The sequence below is a fragment of the Dysgonomonas sp. 511 genome, assembly GCF_010501105.1.
In the GTDB taxonomy this organism is placed as follows: Bacteria; Bacteroidota; Bacteroidia; order Bacteroidales; family Dysgonomonadaceae; genus Dysgonomonas.
Map to the genome: position 1 here is coordinate 1 of NZ_QVMQ01000029.1, position 17,978 is coordinate 17,978.

General features: G+C 32.6%; 18 protein-coding genes and 1 tRNA gene. 9 read left to right on the forward strand and 10 right to left on the reverse strand.

The window, feature by feature from the left end:
* Together D0T57_RS12530 and D0T57_RS12535 are read right to left on the reverse strand one after the other, a co-directional pair.
* Window positions 1-846, reverse strand: an 846-nt coding sequence (locus tag D0T57_RS12530; protein ID WP_163273835.1) for a transposase, incomplete at its 3' end; no start/stop codon positions are given.
* Window positions 847-974: 128 nt separating this feature from the next.
* Window positions 975-1,343 (reverse strand): hypothetical protein, encoded by a 369-nt coding sequence (locus D0T57_RS12535; protein WP_163273836.1) that lies wholly within the window; start codon window positions 1,341-1,343, stop codon window positions 975-977.
* Between the two features lie 377 nt (window positions 1,344-1,720).
* On the opposite strand from D0T57_RS12535, the gene D0T57_RS12540 reads away from it, so the two are divergent.
* The 4 genes from D0T57_RS12540 to D0T57_RS12555 all read left to right on the forward strand — a co-directional run bounded on the left by D0T57_RS12540 (window position 1,721) and on the right by D0T57_RS12555 (window position 5,966).
* Complete coding sequence (locus D0T57_RS12540; protein ID WP_163273837.1) at window positions 1,721-3,004, forward strand: site-specific integrase; 1,284 nt, start codon at window positions 1,721-1,723, stop codon at window positions 3,002-3,004.
* A gap of 13 nt (window positions 3,005-3,017) precedes the next feature.
* Complete coding sequence (locus tag D0T57_RS12545; protein WP_163273838.1) at window positions 3,018-3,257, forward strand: helix-turn-helix domain-containing protein; 240 nt, start codon at window positions 3,018-3,020, stop codon at window positions 3,255-3,257.
* Between the two features lie 1,110 nt (window positions 3,258-4,367).
* A complete protein-coding gene (locus D0T57_RS12550) occupies window positions 4,368-5,057 on the forward strand; it encodes a DUF4352 domain-containing protein (protein ID WP_163273839.1) in 690 nt (229 codons plus the stop codon).
* 9 nt (window positions 5,058-5,066) lie between these two features.
* Window positions 5,067-5,966, forward strand: a complete 900-nt coding sequence (locus tag D0T57_RS12555; RefSeq protein ID WP_163273840.1) for a hypothetical protein — start codon at window positions 5,067-5,069, stop codon at window positions 5,964-5,966.
* A 103-nt stretch (window positions 5,967-6,069) separates the two neighbouring features.
* On the opposite strand, the gene D0T57_RS12560 is transcribed toward D0T57_RS12555, so the two are convergent.
* From D0T57_RS12560 to D0T57_RS12570, 3 genes are read right to left on the reverse strand one after another with little or no spacing between them, the layout of a single operon-like run.
* The gene (locus D0T57_RS12560; protein WP_163273841.1) at window positions 6,070-6,609 is read right to left on the reverse strand and encodes a PIN domain-containing protein; all 540 of its coding nucleotides are present in this window, start codon (window positions 6,607-6,609) and stop codon (window positions 6,070-6,072) included.
* Between the two features lie 2 nt (window positions 6,610-6,611).
* Complete coding sequence (locus D0T57_RS12565) at window positions 6,612-6,962, reverse strand: STAS-like domain-containing protein (protein ID WP_163273842.1); 351 nt, start codon at window positions 6,960-6,962, stop codon at window positions 6,612-6,614.
* Window positions 6,963-6,974: 12 nt separating this feature from the next.
* The gene (locus D0T57_RS12570) at window positions 6,975-7,889 is read right to left on the reverse strand and encodes a hypothetical protein (RefSeq protein ID WP_163273843.1); all 915 of its coding nucleotides are present in this window, start codon (window positions 7,887-7,889) and stop codon (window positions 6,975-6,977) included.
* A 204-nt stretch (window positions 7,890-8,093) separates the two neighbouring features.
* On the opposite strand from D0T57_RS12570, the gene D0T57_RS12575 reads away from it, so the two are divergent.
* From D0T57_RS12575 to D0T57_RS12595, 5 genes are all read left to right on the forward strand, one after another.
* Window positions 8,094-9,131 (forward strand): hypothetical protein, encoded by a 1,038-nt coding sequence (locus D0T57_RS12575; protein WP_163273844.1) that lies wholly within the window; start codon window positions 8,094-8,096, stop codon window positions 9,129-9,131.
* 174 nt (window positions 9,132-9,305) lie between these two features.
* Window positions 9,306-10,391 carry a hypothetical protein gene (locus D0T57_RS12580; protein WP_163273845.1) on the forward strand — a complete coding sequence of 362 codons (1,086 nt, stop codon included), beginning with the start codon at window positions 9,306-9,308 and terminating at the stop codon, window positions 10,389-10,391.
* Window positions 10,392-10,436: 45 nt separating this feature from the next.
* Window positions 10,437-10,946, forward strand: coding sequence for a GNAT family N-acetyltransferase (locus D0T57_RS12585; RefSeq protein ID WP_163273846.1), 510 nt, complete (start codon window positions 10,437-10,439; stop codon window positions 10,944-10,946).
* 79 nt (window positions 10,947-11,025) lie between these two features.
* Window positions 11,026-12,546, forward strand: coding sequence for a PIN domain-containing protein (locus tag D0T57_RS12590; protein ID WP_163273847.1), 1,521 nt, complete (start codon window positions 11,026-11,028; stop codon window positions 12,544-12,546).
* Between the two features lie 5 nt (window positions 12,547-12,551).
* Window positions 12,552-12,953, forward strand: coding sequence for a hypothetical protein (locus tag D0T57_RS12595; protein WP_163273848.1), 402 nt, complete (start codon window positions 12,552-12,554; stop codon window positions 12,951-12,953).
* Here D0T57_RS12595 and D0T57_RS12600 read toward each other — a convergent pair.
* The 5 genes from D0T57_RS12600 to D0T57_RS12620 all read right to left on the reverse strand — a co-directional run bounded on the left by D0T57_RS12600 (window position 12,918) and on the right by D0T57_RS12620 (window position 17,973).
* The gene (locus D0T57_RS12600; protein WP_185154677.1) at window positions 12,918-13,487 is read right to left on the reverse strand and encodes a DUF6642 family protein; all 570 of its coding nucleotides are present in this window, start codon (window positions 13,485-13,487) and stop codon (window positions 12,918-12,920) included. The genes D0T57_RS12595 and D0T57_RS12600 overlap by 36 nt on opposite strands.
* Window positions 13,484-14,380 carry a tyrosine-type recombinase/integrase gene (locus D0T57_RS12605; protein ID WP_163273849.1) on the reverse strand — a complete coding sequence of 299 codons (897 nt, stop codon included), beginning with the start codon at window positions 14,378-14,380 and terminating at the stop codon, window positions 13,484-13,486. The genes D0T57_RS12600 and D0T57_RS12605 overlap by 4 nt, the downstream gene beginning before the upstream one ends.
* A 193-nt stretch (window positions 14,381-14,573) precedes the next feature.
* Window positions 14,574-14,646, reverse strand: a tRNA-Phe gene (locus D0T57_RS12610).
* A 168-nt stretch (window positions 14,647-14,814) separates the two neighbouring features.
* Window positions 14,815-16,470, reverse strand: coding sequence for a hypothetical protein (locus D0T57_RS12615; protein WP_163273850.1), 1,656 nt, complete (start codon window positions 16,468-16,470; stop codon window positions 14,815-14,817).
* 633 nt (window positions 16,471-17,103) lie between these two features.
* Window positions 17,104-17,973 (reverse strand): YitT family protein, encoded by an 870-nt coding sequence (locus D0T57_RS12620; protein WP_163273851.1) that lies wholly within the window; start codon window positions 17,971-17,973, stop codon window positions 17,104-17,106.
* Window positions 17,974-17,978 lie beyond the last annotated feature (5 nt).

The window sequence follows — 17,978 nt, forward strand, 5'->3', positions numbered from 1 at the left end:
TTTGATCTTGGCATTAAAGGATTCCGCCGAGGCATTGGTTGCTCTCCTATCAAAGAAGTTTAATATGGTTTTGTAGTGTGCTTGTACAGAGCGCATCACTGTTCCAAAATGCTCAAAGCCTGACTCATCAATGGCATTATACCAGCGAGCTAAACGGGTGAGGGCTATTTTTTTATCCATGGAGGTATGATAGATACTTTTTAGTTGCATTGTTAGTTTATAGGCAACTTTTAATGTCGGATAATAATGAAATAGTATTTCAGCTCTTTGCCTCTGCTTGGGAGTCCATTTGTCTTCATTTTTAAACAACAAATAGCGACTGCGTATAAGAAGTTGACGGTGTGTATCCCCATTTTCAAGAATCAATGGCACATACGATTCCTTATTTTCTTTGGCTAAGGCTATCTCTTTATTTTCCTGTTCAATGGCTTTCCAACGAAAAGCTATCCGCATATCTTGCAGAGCATCACAGGCTAACTTTTGTACATGGAAGCGGTCTGTTACCTGCGAGGCTTTTGGGAAACAACGAGTCACTATTACTCCCATATTGGCTGCCATATCCAAAGTGACTTCTTTTACCTTACGCCGTAATCTGTCTTTAATCTTTAGCAAAACTTCTATGACATCTTCAGCTTTTGTGCCTCGTACTATGGCTACAATAGAACCTTTCCTGCCTTTTGCTTCTTTGTTGGTTATGATTGTATAGAGTTCATCATCACTCAAAGAGGTTTCATCTATACTTAGGTAAGGACCTATATTCTCGGGGAACAACAGCCATTTGTCGGCGTGTTCACGCTCCGGCCATTCAAGAAAGCCAGACAAACAGAGACGATACCACTCCTCCAATCTTTGTGCGTTCAAACCATAAAACTTAGCTAATGTACTACAGCTAACGGGGGTATTATCCAGGTGTTCCTTTTAAAAAAGAGGCAAACTCTTCGGTTAGACGAGTACCTTTGGCTACTACTTCCCAATCACGCATATACGGATTGCCTGTATTCAGATCCTGCCAGCGACGACGGCGNAGAGGCAAACTCTTCGGTTAGACGAGTACCTTTGGCTACTACTTCCCAATCACGCATATACGGATTGCCTGTATTCAGATCCTGCCAGCGACGACGGCGAACGTGAAGTATTAAACTTTTCCCTCGAAGGGGGAAATCATGAATCGATGCAGGTGGGTAAAATCCTTTGGATTGAAGGTGTTTGCCTTTACGCTCTTCTTCCGATAAGTCCTTCTCGTCCAAATAGATCAATATCGCTGTAGAGGTCCGTTCAGCATGGGTTACTTCAAAATAAGTCAGTATACCAGCGGGTAATAATAGTTCGTAGCCTGTTTCCATAAAACAAAACTACTCCCTTTTTTCTAGCTCCACAACTTTCCGGGGTGAGCCGTAAAAACAGTGTATTTCCGTATATAAATGATAGGGGAGTTTTATTAAGCGAAAAAGCCGTAACTCATTGAATTACAGCTTTTCATCTCGTGGTGCCACCAGTTCCGAAAAACATTTCCTGTGTTTTCCACAAAATTTTTAAAAAACTACTTTTTTGTTTGTTTTCAACCCTTTACAAACATAGTGCGATTTGGAAGTTTCAATTTTATTTTATATATATACCCAAATCGCATAGGAAATGTTTACCCCTATGTTTACCCTACTTTTTTCAAGAAACAAAAATCCCAACAAAATTAATTTATTATTAACCATTAAATTTTTACATTATGAATGTATCAAAATTTAAGCTTGTATTAAAATTAGACAAGTTGGCGAAAAGTTCTAATAAAGCGCCAATTTGTTTGCGAGTAACAAAAGAAAGAAAATCGTTTTACAGAACGATTTTACATGTAGAACCCGAATATTGGGATGCAAAAAATGAACGCATAAAAAATAAGCATCCCAATGTAGTAGAATTAAATGCACTTCTAGATAAGAAAGTAGCCGAAATAAAAAAGGAAATTTCTTTACTGGAAATTAGAGATGATGATGTCAGTATTTATGCAATGAAAGATAAATTAGCAAAAAGAACTTCGCTTGATTTATTTGAACATGCACAAAAAGAAATGACAAAAATGTATGATGGAGGGCAATATGCTACTTACAAAAAATATAAATCTGTAATTAAGAAGCTAAAAAAGTATGTAAACAAAGATGTTTTGCCAATAAAAGATGTCACATTAGACTTTGTCGCAAATTATCAGGATTATTTATTACATAAAGTAAAGAATAATATAAACACAACTATTGTGAATATAAAAGCATTGGCAAGATTAGTAAATGATATTTATGATAACAGTGAATATAATTTAGATCAGAATAAAAATCCGTTTGCGACTAAAAATAGAGAGAAAAACAGAAAAAAAATCAAAATGACAAGAGAACAAAACGAACGCACATATTTAAGTGCAGCAGAAGTCAAAAGAATTGAGAAATTAAGACCAAGGACGGCAGAGAAAATGTATGATGCTAAAGATGTTTTTTTAGTCGAATGCTATACAGGACTACGTATCTCTGATATTCTTACTTTGAAGTGGGGAAATTATGACGGAAATCAATTTTCAGTCAAAATGCGTAAAACAGATAAACCGCACACAGTAAAAACAAACAAAGTAGTGAAAAGAATAATTGAAAATAGAAAGGAAATTTTAGAACGGAATAATATTAATATCACTCCCGATAAATATATTTTTGAAATTTTAAAATTGGACGTAGAGAAGGCTTCCGCACATGATACACTAAATGCAATCAGTTCGGCGACTGCAATTATAAATAAAAGTCTAAAAGAAATCGCGGAAAGAGCAAAAATTCAGAAGAATATTTCCACGCACACAGGACGACATACATTTGCCTATTTAATGGTAGCCAAAAATGTAAATCCATTTATTATGAGGGATTTGTTGGGTCATAGTGATATTAGAGTTACTCAAATATATGCAAAATCATCCAAATCAGATAAGGATAATGCGATTGATTCACTTGATGATTTAGAAGACTTAGTAGTTAATTAAACAAAATGTATATATGGAAAGTAATTCTAATTTTCTAATAACAACAGAAGCTGTTTGTAAAATATTACAAGTTTGTCCTCGTACACTGCATAATTATAGAACAGAGGGTAAATTAGAGTATTACAAATTAAGCAGAAAGAAAATTATGTATCGTGTTGGAGATGTTGTAAAATTTGTAAAAAAGAGTTCTTGCTCTTCAATTCGTAAAGATATGGTAAATACATTATTGGAAAAATACATAGTTAGAGAATAATTTTTAATATTTGATTTTAGGGGTAGTTTTTTAGAAATTACCCCTTTTTTATATTCTAACTTATCTCCAAGAGATTTTTGTATTTTTTCCTATCCAATTTTTAGACAAAAAATCACTTAAATTAAAACTATGTCGAAAACTAACTTCTACTTCTTTCTAAAAAAGGGATTAATACACTTTTTAAAATTTGGTTGGGGTATCCCCAAGAGTAGAAAACAGCTAAAAAAGCCGGTTCTTTATTTATACAGTTGGGATAATTATTTAGAGATAAATTACCAAAGCATTTCCGAGTTTTTAAGTGAAAAATAGGCAAAAAGCTATGACAAACCACTTTTTGTATTTTTTTCTATCCAATTTTTAGGCATTTTTTAGTGTACAATTCGTTGATATTAAAAATTAGCTTCTATCTCTTTACAGATAACACTTATAAGAGAATTACATGAGTTGGCTTGGCAGTGCCAAACAGTAGAAAACAGCTAAAAAAGACGGTTATGTTTCTAACTACACATAAACAAAATAAAAAGATGTGCGGATAGTCATAAAAAATAAACAGATTCGCGGATGAATGTCTATCTCTATTTATTACAATATATATAACTATACAGACTAATACAATCATATTATAGATAATTCTAACTTATGCCATAGTACCATTTGGGTAAGAGGGATATAAGGGTAGAATAGAAAGAAAAATTAGAACGAGACAAATAGATTTTATTAGCACGCTGCATCTACACAAATAGGGGGTACCCCTTAAATGGGATTTATATATTGGATAGCTTCGGGTAGTACATTTATATCAGAATCAGATTTTTTAGAATACAGATATATTATATCTAGGTATAAACTTTTTACTACTTTTGTATATAAACCAAATTAAAATATTTACCTATAAGAAGAAAAAATTAAAATAACATATTGATTTAAAGCATTAGCTTTTTATTCTTACACCTCGAAATCGCCAAAATTAGTAGAGAAGAATTTAAGTTTAATGCTCACGCATGGTGCGTGGGCTTTACTTGTTCCTCTACGTGGTGTTTGGCGATACCTGAGGTGTGGATAAGTTTAAGTTCCACGCACTTTTTATTTACTAACTATAAAATTAAAATTATGAAGTATTTTACAGCACTACTATTCTTATCGTCATTCATTGTCTTTATTGCAGGAATGATAAAACCTAACGTTGTACTAAGGTTTATGAAATCGCCAAATCGTGTTCATGTGTTTTTATTCAGTTCAGCTATCGGAATCGTTTCCATTATCTTAATGCTTATTATTGCACCTACCGATTTAATCAATAGTAATACAGCTACTAATAACAATACTAATGCAGTGCAAACACAAGTAGAAAGTGATAAGCAGAATCAGGAATCTGACAACAATAATAATAAAGAAGAAGAAACTTCTATCGGTAAAGAGGTATCTGTCGGTCATTTCTCTTATACTGTAAATAGTATAAACTTTAGAAAAAGTGTAGGAGACGAATTTATAGGAGAAACCGCAGACGGCATTTACTTACTTGTTAATCTCTCAATAAAAAATATTAGCGATGAAACACGCACATTAGACAATTCCTGTTTTTATCTGACTGATGCAAACAATGTAAAATTTGAATTTGCCGTAGATGCATCCACAGCACTTGAATTATCTGGACACAAAACATTATTTCTAAAAGATTGCCAGCCACGCATAAAAACCAATGGGGTATTGATTTTTGAAGTTCCCGAGAAAGATGTGTATTACTTGCATCTTGCTGGAAACTTTTGGGGTACTAAATCAGCACGTATAATATTAAAATAAGGAATGAATATGAAAAAGGTAATATTTTTAATTATTGTTGTATTATTCTGTGCAACTATTACAGGATATTCTCAAAGTAAACATATCAAATTATTTGAAGAGAAAGCAAATTCTATTTTGAAAATGCCTATAAATAATAAAAGTTCTGAAGCCTATAACAATTTGCAACGTGAGGCGAAAATGAAAAGATATACTTATTCAGATGGACGGCAGAAAAAGAAAAATGATGCAATTATGAATACCATTGAGAGGAGAATCTTTGATAGTATCTCCATATATGAGAAACGTAAAGAAGAGTTTAGATTGGAACAAAATAGAATTGCTTCAATAAGGAGAGATTCTATTAAACTTGCCAATGAAACAGCAGAACAGCAAAAGCAGGATTCCATCATAAAATCTCGTGAGATTGCAGCACAGAAATCACAGCTATTTAGGGATAGTGTATATCAATTAAATGTAAGTGTTGAGGATTTTTCTGTTATACAAAGTAAAGGGAATGGAACCTTTAATATCTCTCCAAATACATTAGCTCGAATATTCTCAAAGAATGCTACGGTAGAATCTATTGTTGCCACATTTCCAAAATATTCAGCGTATTATGCTGATGCGAAGCCGAACTCTAGGAGAGAACGGAGATACGATGTTTATAGAACAGACGTAAAATATGTTTGGGGAATTACATTAGAGTATAATCCCAAAACTCGAAAAGTCATATCTATTGTAATAGACGACCCTTATACCGATAAATTTAAACAAAGACTTCTCAATGCAGGGTATAGATGGGATAGTGGTTCTTCTATGACTGCAACCTCTTTCGGACATGGGTATCGTTCTTATTGGAAAAAGAAAGGAAGTCCTATATTTTTCTCAATAAATGACAGGATTATTAAGATTTTTAGATTTGATTAATTTTGTACCCTCAAGTAAGGCTCTTATTATTAGAGCCTTTTTCCATTTAAAATTTCTACGTTCTGTAACTATGATTATCAAACGTTGATTGAAGGCGGAAAAATTAATTAGATGTAATAATTGATATACTTGGATTCAATACCTTTTGGAAGTCTTTATCGTCTGTTACCAATTTCAATGTATTATTCTTACAGAATTCAATCAGATAACAATCATTAAAATCTATTGTTTGAAAGTTATTGCAGATAGAATTTATATCTATCGTATGAAAATCATCAGGTCTTTTCTCTGATAAAGAGAGGATGTTATTTATTGCAGCAGTAACTGCAGCAACTGTATTTTTATATTGTTGAGAAGGTATATAATCCTTTTTATAGCTTGCTCCATAAAATTTATTATTATTCTTCCACTGTTCAAAATCCATCCTTAAAAAAGAATTTGAAAACTCAGATAATATAAGACTATTTACAAATATCGTTGCTCTGGCAGATATTATTGAATGAAAGAAACTTGAATATACTTTCTGTTGTGCTTTTGAATAATTCCCAATTGGGCAGAATAGGAACATCCAAACATTATTATCTAAGAAAAATAAATCTGATGATTTAGGCGTATATGATTTAATATCTATAACATTACTCATAGCTAGAAAACAGATTGTGCAGATTCATCGAAAAGTTCAGGATTACTAAAATATTCCTTTGCTGTACTAATTGCTTTTTTTAAATAAACAAGATCATTTTCTTTTATATTTATGATTTTTAAATGTTTATTTAAAAAATCAGAGTCATAAACAGCATAAAGTTGACCGATAGCGGCGTTTAAAAAGGCAGTATTTAGCACTTTTATTCCTTCAAAGTCTAAATTAAGAATATCAACATTATTTTTAAAGGCATCTGTGATGGCTGTATTTATTTTATCCCCTTCATCAGAAGAAACAGCAATATCCAAAACTGTAAAATCTCTAACTTTCAATGTATATTCTATAGATTTCATAACACAAACTTACTAAAAAATATTATCAACTGATATTGAGGATTCTTTTTTTAACAGATAAAAATCATCATTTTCCTCAACATTAAACTCTATATTTATTATTGCTCCTGGGAAAACATGGTTAAGTTCTCTATTATAGATATTTACTTTTCCATTACGATATTCCCAATAACCATTATCTGAAACAATTTGTATCTTACCTTTGTTTAAATTCAAGAAATCCAATAAGAGACTCAATCCCAACCCTCCAGGCTTTCCTATTTTAGTACTATTCTTTTCTTTTGTGGCCCAATCAATTGCTTCATGAGAATTTACAATAGATTCATTTCGAAGAATCTTATAATTATTTACATTTTCTAAAAAAGTTTTTCCAATATCAACAATTGTAAAGTCTAATGTAGCAGGCTTCTTATTCGGATAATGTTGTCCACAAGTAAAAATAGAATCACTTTGCCCATGTATCGCTGCATTATTAAATAATTCAAACATATTTCTCACTATTTCGTCTTTTAATAAATTACTGCATTTTGGAAAACATGTTTTAGATAAAATTTCCTCATTAACATAAAATGAAAATGTATCATTCTGACTAGGTGCAAATTGCCAATAATTTATAACAGTATCAGTAGAAGAACTTGGTTTATAAATATCACCAAAGCTTAAAAAACCATTTCTATTTAGAATACTACTAATAGCTCCATTAAGATTTGAGAAAAATACATTGTATCCATTCAATTTGATTATTCTTAATATGGCTCCTAATACTGCAGCCAAATTTGCGTCAATCCATGTTGTTTTTTTAAAGTTTAATTCAATATTTTTATCTTTATTGTCAATATTAATTATTTCATGATAGATTGATGTTAAATACTCATACCCAATACTGTCTGAATTAATTGATTTTTTATTAACATCTATTTTTATCATTTCCCTATTTATTAAATGGTTACAATGCCATACAAAAATAGGAATAATAAATAACAATCATATTTACAACATATAGATAAATATGTTTTGAAAAAATAGACTTTTTTTTAAAAAAAATCTTCAAATTCATTTTAGATAATATAAATAGTTGATTATTAAATTGAAACTAAAGAAAAATCCATACAAAATCTCATAATCGTAGCCATGATAGATAAAATTGTATTTTATGTAAATGATGTAGATATAGACGCTTTAGAAAAACACCTAGCAAAGCAGGAGATAATAAAAGAGGAGTTAGCTGCTGTCGCTTTAGATAGAGAAAGAGATATTTTTAAATACGGCGTAACCCTAAAAAGGGCAATAGTCCTAAAAGTTTCTTTAGAAAAAAAGAAGGGGGCTAAAGAAAAGCACTGGAAATTGAGTGGGCATGGCTCGCTTCATAAGTTTGTACAAGGAGGAAACCATGATAGATTTAATGCAAGCGAAGCAATTAAAGCAATTATTGAACTTGGCGAAATATTGGGAATTTCTTTAGACCGTATTATAATTACGTGTTTAGAAATCGGAGTAAACTTACAAATGCCTAAAGAACCAATGAAATATATAGACAAGGTTCGTTCTCATGGCATAACAACAAAAAGAGCATTTATTCACATGAGGCCTCTTAAAGACACTCCTCATCTACGAGGGAAACTATGCCAATATACCTATTATGTAATTAAATTTTATGATAAAACATTTGAAGCAGAATATTATAGGAAGAAATGGTTGAAAAAATATAAGGCAGAAGGTATCCCTATACCTGTTATACGTGAGAATATTTTACGATACGAAATAGAACTGCACCCAAAGAAATTTCCAGCATTAGGCTTTCAAAATATAAAAGCCTCAACCTTCACAGCAGAAAAACTATTAAATCATCGCTTCTACTCAAGATTTGTCAAAATGTTAGAAGATGTTTTTCAGAAAACAGAACTTGTAGATTTGAGTAATATTCATCATGAAAAATCGCTTGATGAAATAAAAAATTATATATTTGTAACATCAGACAGCTATAATCTATATCTTGACTATTTAAAGGATATTCTTGAGAAGAATGATTATAACAAAGCAATAAGAGATGATAAAGCTTTAGTGAAAGAATTTGACTTTGTAAAACATACTGAAAGTGTCAAAGAGCTAAAGGCAATTTTTGAAAAAGAAATAAACTTAGTTTACGATACTAGAAAATACAGCAAATAAAATACTGCAGAATACAAAAAAACACAACTTTTCCCTACTCTAATAAGTAAGAATAATTAATATTATTAATTAAATAGAAATAAGAATAAATAGACAGGATGAAATAAAAGAGAGTTATTGTTTTGAATTATTATCTTTGCTATTAATTATTAATTAATCGTCCTTTAACGTAAAATGATAAACTCTTTCTTTGTTTTTGGAAAAGGAGATATAGAGATTGAAAGATTCCATCTCTGTACATGGGATTTGTCAAATTGTAATTCTTTTATCGAGATTGGTGCCGAGATAGACCAAAATAAATATTTTGAAAAAAACAATAATCATGTAATTGAGTTAACTATTGCAGCCCCAATCTTATCAGAAATTACTAATGAGGACAACGTCATTTGCTTAGCAAAACGATTAGCTCAAAGTGAAAACAGCAAATTTATTTTCAATGATTCTTTAAAAAGTTGGTCTGAGATACAAGAAGATAGTCGTAATGGAGTTAATCTATCTTTTGTTGAAAGAGAAGAGTTGACAATTTTACCGATTGAAATACTTAAGTTAAGCGATAAAGGTTATTTAACCATATCTATAGAAGTTCCAGAAAATGCCAATAAATGGGTGTATTTTAGAATTCTAATAAAAACAAATTCTAAGACCTTAGCTCTTCCCAAAAAGGGAATTGCATCATCAAAATATATTTTTGACATAAGAATTAATGAACAACGGAACTTATCGGATATTATTCATGATGCAATAAAAAGAGAACACTTGAAAATCTGTAATATTAGAACATATTTTTGTTTTCATATAGTCCCTAATACATATGAAATATCTTTTGTTGATGATGATAAGTTGAATAGTGTTAGAATGTTAGAGACCGAGTTGTTTAAAAGATATTTAGCTGATGACATTGACCAAAAAATAGAAAATAAAAAATATCTTATTGCCTTTAACAAGTGGGAGAATAAGAAGTATCCAGATCAAAGGAAAGGATGCTCATTCTTTTCTATTTTTAAACAGGAGAGACTTGGAACAGGGCAGATTGTATTAGCTATAGGTGCTAATATTTTATGCTCTTTATTGTTTGCATCAGCAGCTTTCAGAAAAGAACAGGGATATATGCAAAATATAGAGGGATTCGAAAGTTGGTATAGAAAGATGCCTATTGAATATTGGATTGCATTTTCAATCTTGATTGCATTATTTGTTTATCTTATTCCCATTAAAAAGTTTATATCAAAATTATTTTATATCTTTAAAAAGAAGAAATAAATATGATTTAATAAACTATCATTTCTTTTTTCTCGTTATTATTATATGAAAACAATAGTCATTGATAAGCATTTTTTCGATTCGCATATGAAAGATTTTTTCTTTTTTATGCCACTTATTTTTAATGCGCTATCAGATTTAGAAAATGAATACCCCTATTTTGGGAAATGGCTATTGCAAGTCTTTGACGATATTCCAGCTAAAAAAAGGAGTATTATATTAAAGCTTTATAATGAACAAATTATAGCAATTTCTATCGTAAAGCATACAAAGCAAGAAGAAAAGATATCAACATTCAGAGTATTTCCTAAATATAAAAGACTCGGAATAGGTTCTGAATTGATGGAGGATTCTTTATATTATTTAAAGAATGATTCTCCAATGATTACTGTATCAGAAAAAAGAATCTTTGAGTTCAGTTCATTTTTAACAAAACTGAAATTTGAGAAAACACAAGAAATACCATCATGTTATATTCAGGATATTTCTGAGCATATTTTTAATGGAAAATTAGAAAAAGAGGAAACACCAAAATATTTCTACTTTTACGAGTGAGAAAATATTAAGAAGTTTAAATTTATTTATCTATATAGAAATAATGATAAATTTCTAATTATCCTTAGAATATAATTTAATGAAAATATTACTTGATACTAATATTATAATCCATCGAGAAGCAAATAGAGTCTCAATCCCAGCAATAGGACAACTTTTTTATTGGATAGATAAATTGCATTATACAAAATATATTCATCCTATAACTATTCAAGAATTGAATAAATTTAGAGATGCACAAGCTGTTGATGTAATGAATATAAAGATTGAAAGCTATAATAAAATAAAGAATATTGCTTCAATATCAGATGTAGTTCAAAAAATCAGTCAAAAAATAGACTCAAACGAAAATGATATAAATGATACCCAAATTCTAAATGAGGTTTATGAGGGACGGATTGATATTCTAATATCCGAAGATAAAAAGATACATACAAAAGCCTCTTTATTAAACATTCAAGACCGAGTATATAAAATACAAGGGTTTCTTGAGAAAGTTATATCTGAAAATCCCGAATTAGTGGATTACAAAGTACTAGCTGTTCAGAAAACCGATTTCGCTAAGGTCAATATTAATGACAGTTTTTTTGATAGCCTTCGTGCAGATTACAAAGAATTTGATAAATGGTTTAATAAAAAAGCTGATGAGCCATGCTATGTTTGTTATGACAACAACATATTAACAGCCTTTCTGTATGTTAAGGTTGAAGCAGAAGATGAAAACTATTCAGACTTTATCCCGATATTAAAAAGAAAAAAACGGCTTAAAATTGGAACTCTGAAAGTTTCGGGCAATGGTTATAAAATTGGGGAACGTTTCTTAAAAATAATTTTTGATAACGCAATTCAATATAAAGTTGAAGAAATATATGTAACTGTTTTTAATAGAACGCCTGAACAAGAACAGTTAATAGAAATGTTGGAAGAATGGGGTTTTATTTACCATGGGGTAAGAGAGTCCTCTAATGAGAAAGAATTAGTATATACTCGTGCTTTTAACAAGACGTTACCAGTAAAAGTTGAATGTCCAAAATTAACTTATCCTTTCTTTTCAAGAGATACAGATAAATATATCATTAAAATTGAGCCACAGTATCATACAGAGCTTTTCCCAGACAGTATAAATACGAGAGAAGATGCAAGCCTTTATGTTGATAATGAGCCTCATCGTAATAGAATTGGGAAAGTATATATCTCTCATTCTAAAGATAGAAATCTAAAAACTGGAGATATAATTTTAATATATCGAATTGGGGAGACTCTCCCTAAAATATATTCAAGTACTTTAACTACTATTTGTATTGTGGAGAATGTTATAGAGAAATTCGACTCTTTTGAAAGTTTCTATCAAGTCTGTAACCGCCGGACTGTTATCAAGAAAAATGATTTAGAAAAAAATTGGTGGAATAAATATCCCTCATATAGACCTTTTGTTATAAATTTCTTGTATGCCTTTTCTTTTAAAACTCCTAAGCCAACTTTGTATGATTTGAATTGTTTAGGTGTCATACCTGACATTAAAAATATGCCAAAAGGGTTTATAAAAATAACGAATGAGGAGTTTAATAAAATTGTTAATTTTGCATACCGTAAAAAATAGCTAAGATGAAAGTTGTATTATCAATAAAACCAGAATTCGCATATAAGATATTTGATGGAACCAAAAAATTTGAGTTCCGCAAATCAATTTTCAAGAATAGTAACATTGAAACTGTTGTTGTTTATGCCTCGTCTCCAGTAAAGAAAGTTATAGGAGAGTTTCAAATAGAACGAATCTTAAATTATGATTTAGATACTTTATGGGAGTTAACGAAAGAATATTCAGGTATATCAGAAGATTATTTTTATGAATATTTTGATAACCGAGAAACTGGCTTTGCAATACAGATCAAAAGTAAAATAAAGTTCAAGCAGCCTAAGAGTCTACAAGAAGATTATAAAATAATAACTCCACCCCAATCTTTTGCTTATTTAAGTAATCAGGATAAACTTGAGGCTGTTATTTGATAACTTACTATATTGATTAGATAATTTAGAGTCTAGCTTAGTGACAGAATTATATTTCTGTAATAAGTCAAAATACAGCAATTCAAACGCACAAGCATCTATATAATCTACAAATTTTCGATAGCCCGAAATAAATTGGCAATTAGTCATTGATATAAAATGCTGGATATTTTTTTCCGAAGTACGCATAGTAGAGCAACTCCCGAAGTGTACGACTTTACCTTTTAATTTACCCTCTATAGCTGTTGCAATCTCTTTTAGTGTTATGTATTGGTTTTCTACTATAATTCGATTTGTACGTCCATGAAATGCTAAATACAAAACAGAATAGTTTTTATAATTTCCTTTTGTAAATTGCTGTAAGCGGTAAAAGAATTCTTCTTTAGTATCGCATTTATGATAAATATATTTTATCCCTTTAAAAGTACGGAGTAATTCAAGCATTGGCTTTACACTTTGATTGCTTCGTGGATTCTTATTCCAGTTGTCCTCTAAACAATAAATATTTCTGTCGTATGTCTTTATATCACTCATAGTGTAATATCGCTAAATACGTTATAAAAACGCGGCAAATCCTGCTCCCTTATTATCTCGTCATTATAGACCTCTAGCATTTGAATGCTTCTATGACGGCTATATTTAGAAACCGTCAGTAATTCGCCTTTGTAAGACTTTATCAATTTGGTTATAAAAAAATGACGGAAGCCATGGGTACTTCCGTCAATATTTAGATCATTTAGAACTTTCTTTATTATCTCTCGTATGGATTTAGTTGTTAGCCTGCTACCCGAAGAGAAATTGCTTCCACTTCGGAATAAAGCGCCTTCTCTTATTCTATTTGTATGTAGGTATTCTTTTAAGATTTTAATTGTTGCAGGGTGTAAATGTATCAATTCTTTATCGTCTTGTCCTTTTCCGATAATGAAAGCCGTTTTATCTTTCAGGTTAATATCGGTAACGTTCAGCCTCGTTATTTCTACTTGGCGCAGTCCTTGAAAAATAAGCAGTGATAAAATAGACTTTAACCGTAGATTCTGAATAGTGGGTTCTAACGAAGAACAATAATTTACAATCTTAGAAATATCCTCATCGCAAAGACCATCTTTTTTATGGAGCTTACTTTGTTTAAATCCTCTTACTTTCGTATTAATCTGAAAAGGGAATTGCTGTAAGTTATTCAGACCGTCAATAAAAATCTTAGCGGAAATCAGATACTTATTTTTTGTAGAAACACTTAGTGTGTCGATAGAACTTAAATAGCGTTTATACTCTAAATAAGTATTGGAATTAACTCCATGTAGTTTTACAAAATGGATAAAGTGTTTAATCCGGGTCAGGTACTCTTTTCGTGTGTTCTCTGTAACATCTATACAATCAAAAATACTGTTCTTTAATTGGGATACATCATTGTAGTTTACTAACTCCATCGTTTTTAATTTAGTGGTTATTTACTAAGTAATTACTTGAAGTTACTAAAAATATCTTATATTTGCAAATGTAAATATCTAATTATAAGGTATTTAGTCATTAATCATCTAAATGTTTAACCTATGTTTACCCGACTAAAAAGAAAAAACGCTGTAATTTATTCAATTACAACGTTTTACAATTATTTTTCAGTGGTGCCACCAGGAATCGAACCGGGGACACAAGGATTTTCAGTCCTTTGCTCTACCAACTGAGCTATGGCACCATGACCGTTTTGCGTGTGCAAAGATAGAACATTTTTCTTTCCGTGCAAAAGAAAATGGAAATATTTTGAAAGAATCTTATCCCGAAGGTATCCGTCTCTTTACTTTCCTCCTCTCTATCATGGAGTTTCACCACCTCGTATGCAGATAATTTTTATTCTTCAAACCCATCAATCATTCCAATATAAGGTAAACCCATCCCCCTGTTTCTTCTGAAATAGAGTAGTATCAATCTCATATTTTTCCAATTCCCATTTACTGATTATATACCCGGTTTTAGCCAATGGTACTATACTGTCGGGTTTGTAGACCCTATAGTTGAGATATCCCCGGTTTTCCTTGTATCCGTTTTTGTCTGCTTCTATTTTTACCGAATTGTAGAAGTATGGGTCGATTGGTTCGTGAAATAGAATGCGCGGGTAATGTGTATCGAATATAATACTGTCTAACTGCTTCGTCTTAGCAAAATCCAGTAATTCCTCATAACCCGTCACAAATCCCCAGGGATACGGTGTTGGGTTCGACCTTGTATTATACGCTATATATTCTTTCGCAAAAGCGCCGAAAAGCACAAGGATTCCTATAATAACCGGGTATTTAGACCATGATATCTGTTGTATTACAAAATATATGCCTCTCGCTGCAAAGTATATAACAGGCAGCCAGACCATATTCCAGTGGTTGACATTCGGCGTTACCAATAACAGGATCGGGAGAGTAGAAAACAGCCAGATAAAGAATATGTTGTCGAATAAATTGCGGGCATTTTTCTTCCGCAGGCAAAAGATAGCCCACAAGATAAAAGGCATAAATATAACGTTGTAGAACTGGCCGAAGAATGGAAATGAGTTCCATCGTGCAGCATCGAACCCGGTGGTTAATATATCGAATGCCCATCGCATATTTTTGATAAAAAGGTAGATTGCCCCCGGAAGCCCGATAATGGTGGTTTCTTCGTGGCGGCTTCTGTCCAAAGCTGTGATTGTTATAGGGCCAAGCTGGTACTGTTCGCCCTCGCTCACTGTAGAATAGGCAAAAAGAACAAGCGGCAAGAGCAATACTATCAACAAGGCAATGCAATACAACGATTGCCTAAGGTCTATTTTCCCGTTTCTGTATAGGAAGATATATAAGAAAATGCAGAAGAACGGCATCATAAACCAGCTCACAGCATAACTGTATGCTGCTAGGGCAAGGAAGATACATGCCGATAGATAGAGTACGCTTCTCAGCCGGTGAGATGTATGCTTGTAGCCAAGTATAAAAAGACTGATACAGATTAATAAGAAGTCGGGGGCTAAATTGCAATCGAGCGCCCAACGGCTCTTCATCAAATGCCAGGGGTTGGCAACAAGGAATAATATGATGACAAACAGCAGCAGGTGGTCAATCTTCGACTTTCTCAGTGTGTAATAGAATATAACGAGGCTGGCGCAACTCACTATCGCCATCGGCAGCCTGTAGACGGGTATCGAAAATCCGAATAACTTGATAAAGGGAATGCCCAGATAGGCATATACTGCACTTTGCCCTGTTCCCCACGATTTCAGGTAAACGGGATAAGAAGCCAGATGCTGGTCTACTCCGTAATTTGCCAGGCACCACGAATCGTATGCGCTGATTGTTTCGTCTACAAATGTACCCAAAGGAACGTCAAGATGTATGGTTCTTATCAGAATGCCGACAAAAAGTACTATCTGCGTCCAGAGAAGGTATTTGCTATTCTGGGACGATAGTTGATCTGCCAGCCTAACCTCTCTTGTACAGAACAAGACGGCAAGCCCCCAGATTATAATTAAGACGATATAGTAGGAGTGATAATCCATATTTTACAGTTAACAGCCAATAGTTGATATTTAGATACAAGTAAACAAGATACGAGACATAAGTTCATGTTTTTATCAGCACCCAACCCGTTTACAGATGTCTTGTGTCTCTCCAAAAAGTAACACATGTAACACCTTTTTTATCTTTTTTCATTGTTACTTTCCTCTCTCTTGTCGTGGCTTTGCGGCTCTCTCTCCCATTGGAGAGAGCGGGGAGTGAGGTGGCAAAAAGTAACACATGTAACACCTTTTTTATCATTTTCCATTGTTATTTTCTTCTCTCTTGCCGTGGCTTTGCGGCTCTCTCTCCCATTGGAGAGAGCGGGGAGTGAGGTGGCAAAAAGTAACACATGTAACACCTTTTTCTCTTTTTCTCATTGTTACTTTTTTCCTTATCATGGCTTTGCCTAAAAGTATTCCCCACGGGGTGTCAAAGAGCCTTATATAGATAAAGTTGTAAGAATAAAATCACAAAAAAATGACTGTTTTATTCATGGCTTCGCTATAAAAGCTAATTCTTGCCTGTCATCCTGATGTTGGCATGACGGGGAAGATATAATCAGAACTTAACGACCCTGCCTATTGGGGAAACAACCAACATCCGGCGGAGCGAAGCGTAGCCAATGAGGGGCACTATCTCATCTTGTCGAACCCTTCCCCATATACCCCCCGGACGGTGCTTTGCGAGATAAAGGCATTCTCATCAACGCTTTTTATCAGGCGGAACAATTCATTAGCTTCTGTTCGCTTTGCCAGCACTACAATCACTTTGGTTGGCTCTTTGGTGTACCAGCCCGTTCCGTCGAGTACGGTACATCCCCTTCGCAATTCATTATTTATGGCATCGGCTATCAATTCATGCTTTTTCGAAAAAATCATCACTTGTATCGATTGCCTGAAACCATTTATAACCATATCGATACAGTAGCTCATTACTCCCATTACCAGAAGTCCATATACTATCTTCTGATAATCCTGAAATAAGAAATAAGAGCAGGATATGATAGTGAAATCGCACAGGAGCATCCCCCTGCCAAAAGTGATATTCTTATATTTATTGATAATGGCTACTACAATATCCGTACCCCCGGTACTACCATTGGCACTGAATACCAATGCTATTCCCGTACCGCACATCATACCTCCGATAACCCCCGACAAGAGAGGCTCGTTCTTCACCAGAGGTTCTTCTATAAACATTTGGCAAAGTGTCAATAATCCGGTCAGTACGAATACGCCGAATATGGTTTTTACCAGAAATTTTACTCCTAATATTTTCAGGGCAAAAACCAGGAGCAGGCAGTTTATCACAAAATAGGTATATTGCAACGGTATGCGCGAGCTGGTCGCATATTCTATCAATAGGGCGATACCGGTTAGTCCTCCGGTTACTATACCTACTGGTTTGATAAAACCGATTAGCCCGATAGCATATATGGTAAGACCAACGAATATTACAGCATAGTCTTTCCAATAAAAATCTTTAAGATATCTTTTCGGCATGGCTA

Bases quoted from the DNA above. Each gene is read 5' to 3' on its own strand.
- D0T57_RS12590 (WP_163273847.1), top strand. From the start codon at position 11,026: ATGAAAATATTACTTGATACTAATATTATAATCCATCGAGAAGCAAAT.
- D0T57_RS12565 (WP_163273842.1), bottom strand. From the start codon at position 6,962: ATGAAATCTATAGAATATACATTGAAAGTTAGAGATTTTACAGTTTTG.
- D0T57_RS12545 (WP_163273838.1), top strand. From the start codon at position 3,018: ATGGAAAGTAATTCTAATTTTCTAATAACAACAGAAGCTGTTTGTAAA.
- D0T57_RS12575 (WP_163273844.1), top strand. From the start codon at position 8,094: ATGATAGATAAAATTGTATTTTATGTAAATGATGTAGATATAGACGCT.
- D0T57_RS12595 (WP_163273848.1), top strand. From the start codon at position 12,552: ATGAAAGTTGTATTATCAATAAAACCAGAATTCGCATATAAGATATTT.
- D0T57_RS12550 (WP_163273839.1), top strand. From the start codon at position 4,368: ATGAAGTATTTTACAGCACTACTATTCTTATCGTCATTCATTGTCTTT.
- D0T57_RS12555 (WP_163273840.1), top strand. From the start codon at position 5,067: ATGAAAAAGGTAATATTTTTAATTATTGTTGTATTATTCTGTGCAACT.
- D0T57_RS12570 (WP_163273843.1), bottom strand. From the start codon at position 7,889: ATGATAAAAATAGATGTTAATAAAAAATCAATTAATTCAGACAGTATT.
- D0T57_RS12620 (WP_163273851.1), bottom strand. From the start codon at position 17,973: ATGCCGAAAAGATATCTTAAAGATTTTTATTGGAAAGACTATGCTGTA.
- D0T57_RS12615 (WP_163273850.1), bottom strand. From the start codon at position 16,470: ATGGATTATCACTCCTACTATATCGTCTTAATTATAATCTGGGGGCTT.
- D0T57_RS12580 (WP_163273845.1), top strand. From the start codon at position 9,306: ATGATAAACTCTTTCTTTGTTTTTGGAAAAGGAGATATAGAGATTGAA.
- D0T57_RS12540 (WP_163273837.1), top strand. From the start codon at position 1,721: ATGAATGTATCAAAATTTAAGCTTGTATTAAAATTAGACAAGTTGGCG.
- D0T57_RS12605 (WP_163273849.1), bottom strand. From the start codon at position 14,380: ATGGAGTTAGTAAACTACAATGATGTATCCCAATTAAAGAACAGTATT.
- D0T57_RS12600 (WP_185154677.1), bottom strand. From the start codon at position 13,487: ATGAGTGATATAAAGACATACGACAGAAATATTTATTGTTTAGAGGAC.
- D0T57_RS12560 (WP_163273841.1), bottom strand. From the start codon at position 6,609: ATGAGTAATGTTATAGATATTAAATCATATACGCCTAAATCATCAGAT.
- D0T57_RS12585 (WP_163273846.1), top strand. From the start codon at position 10,437: ATGAAAACAATAGTCATTGATAAGCATTTTTTCGATTCGCATATGAAA.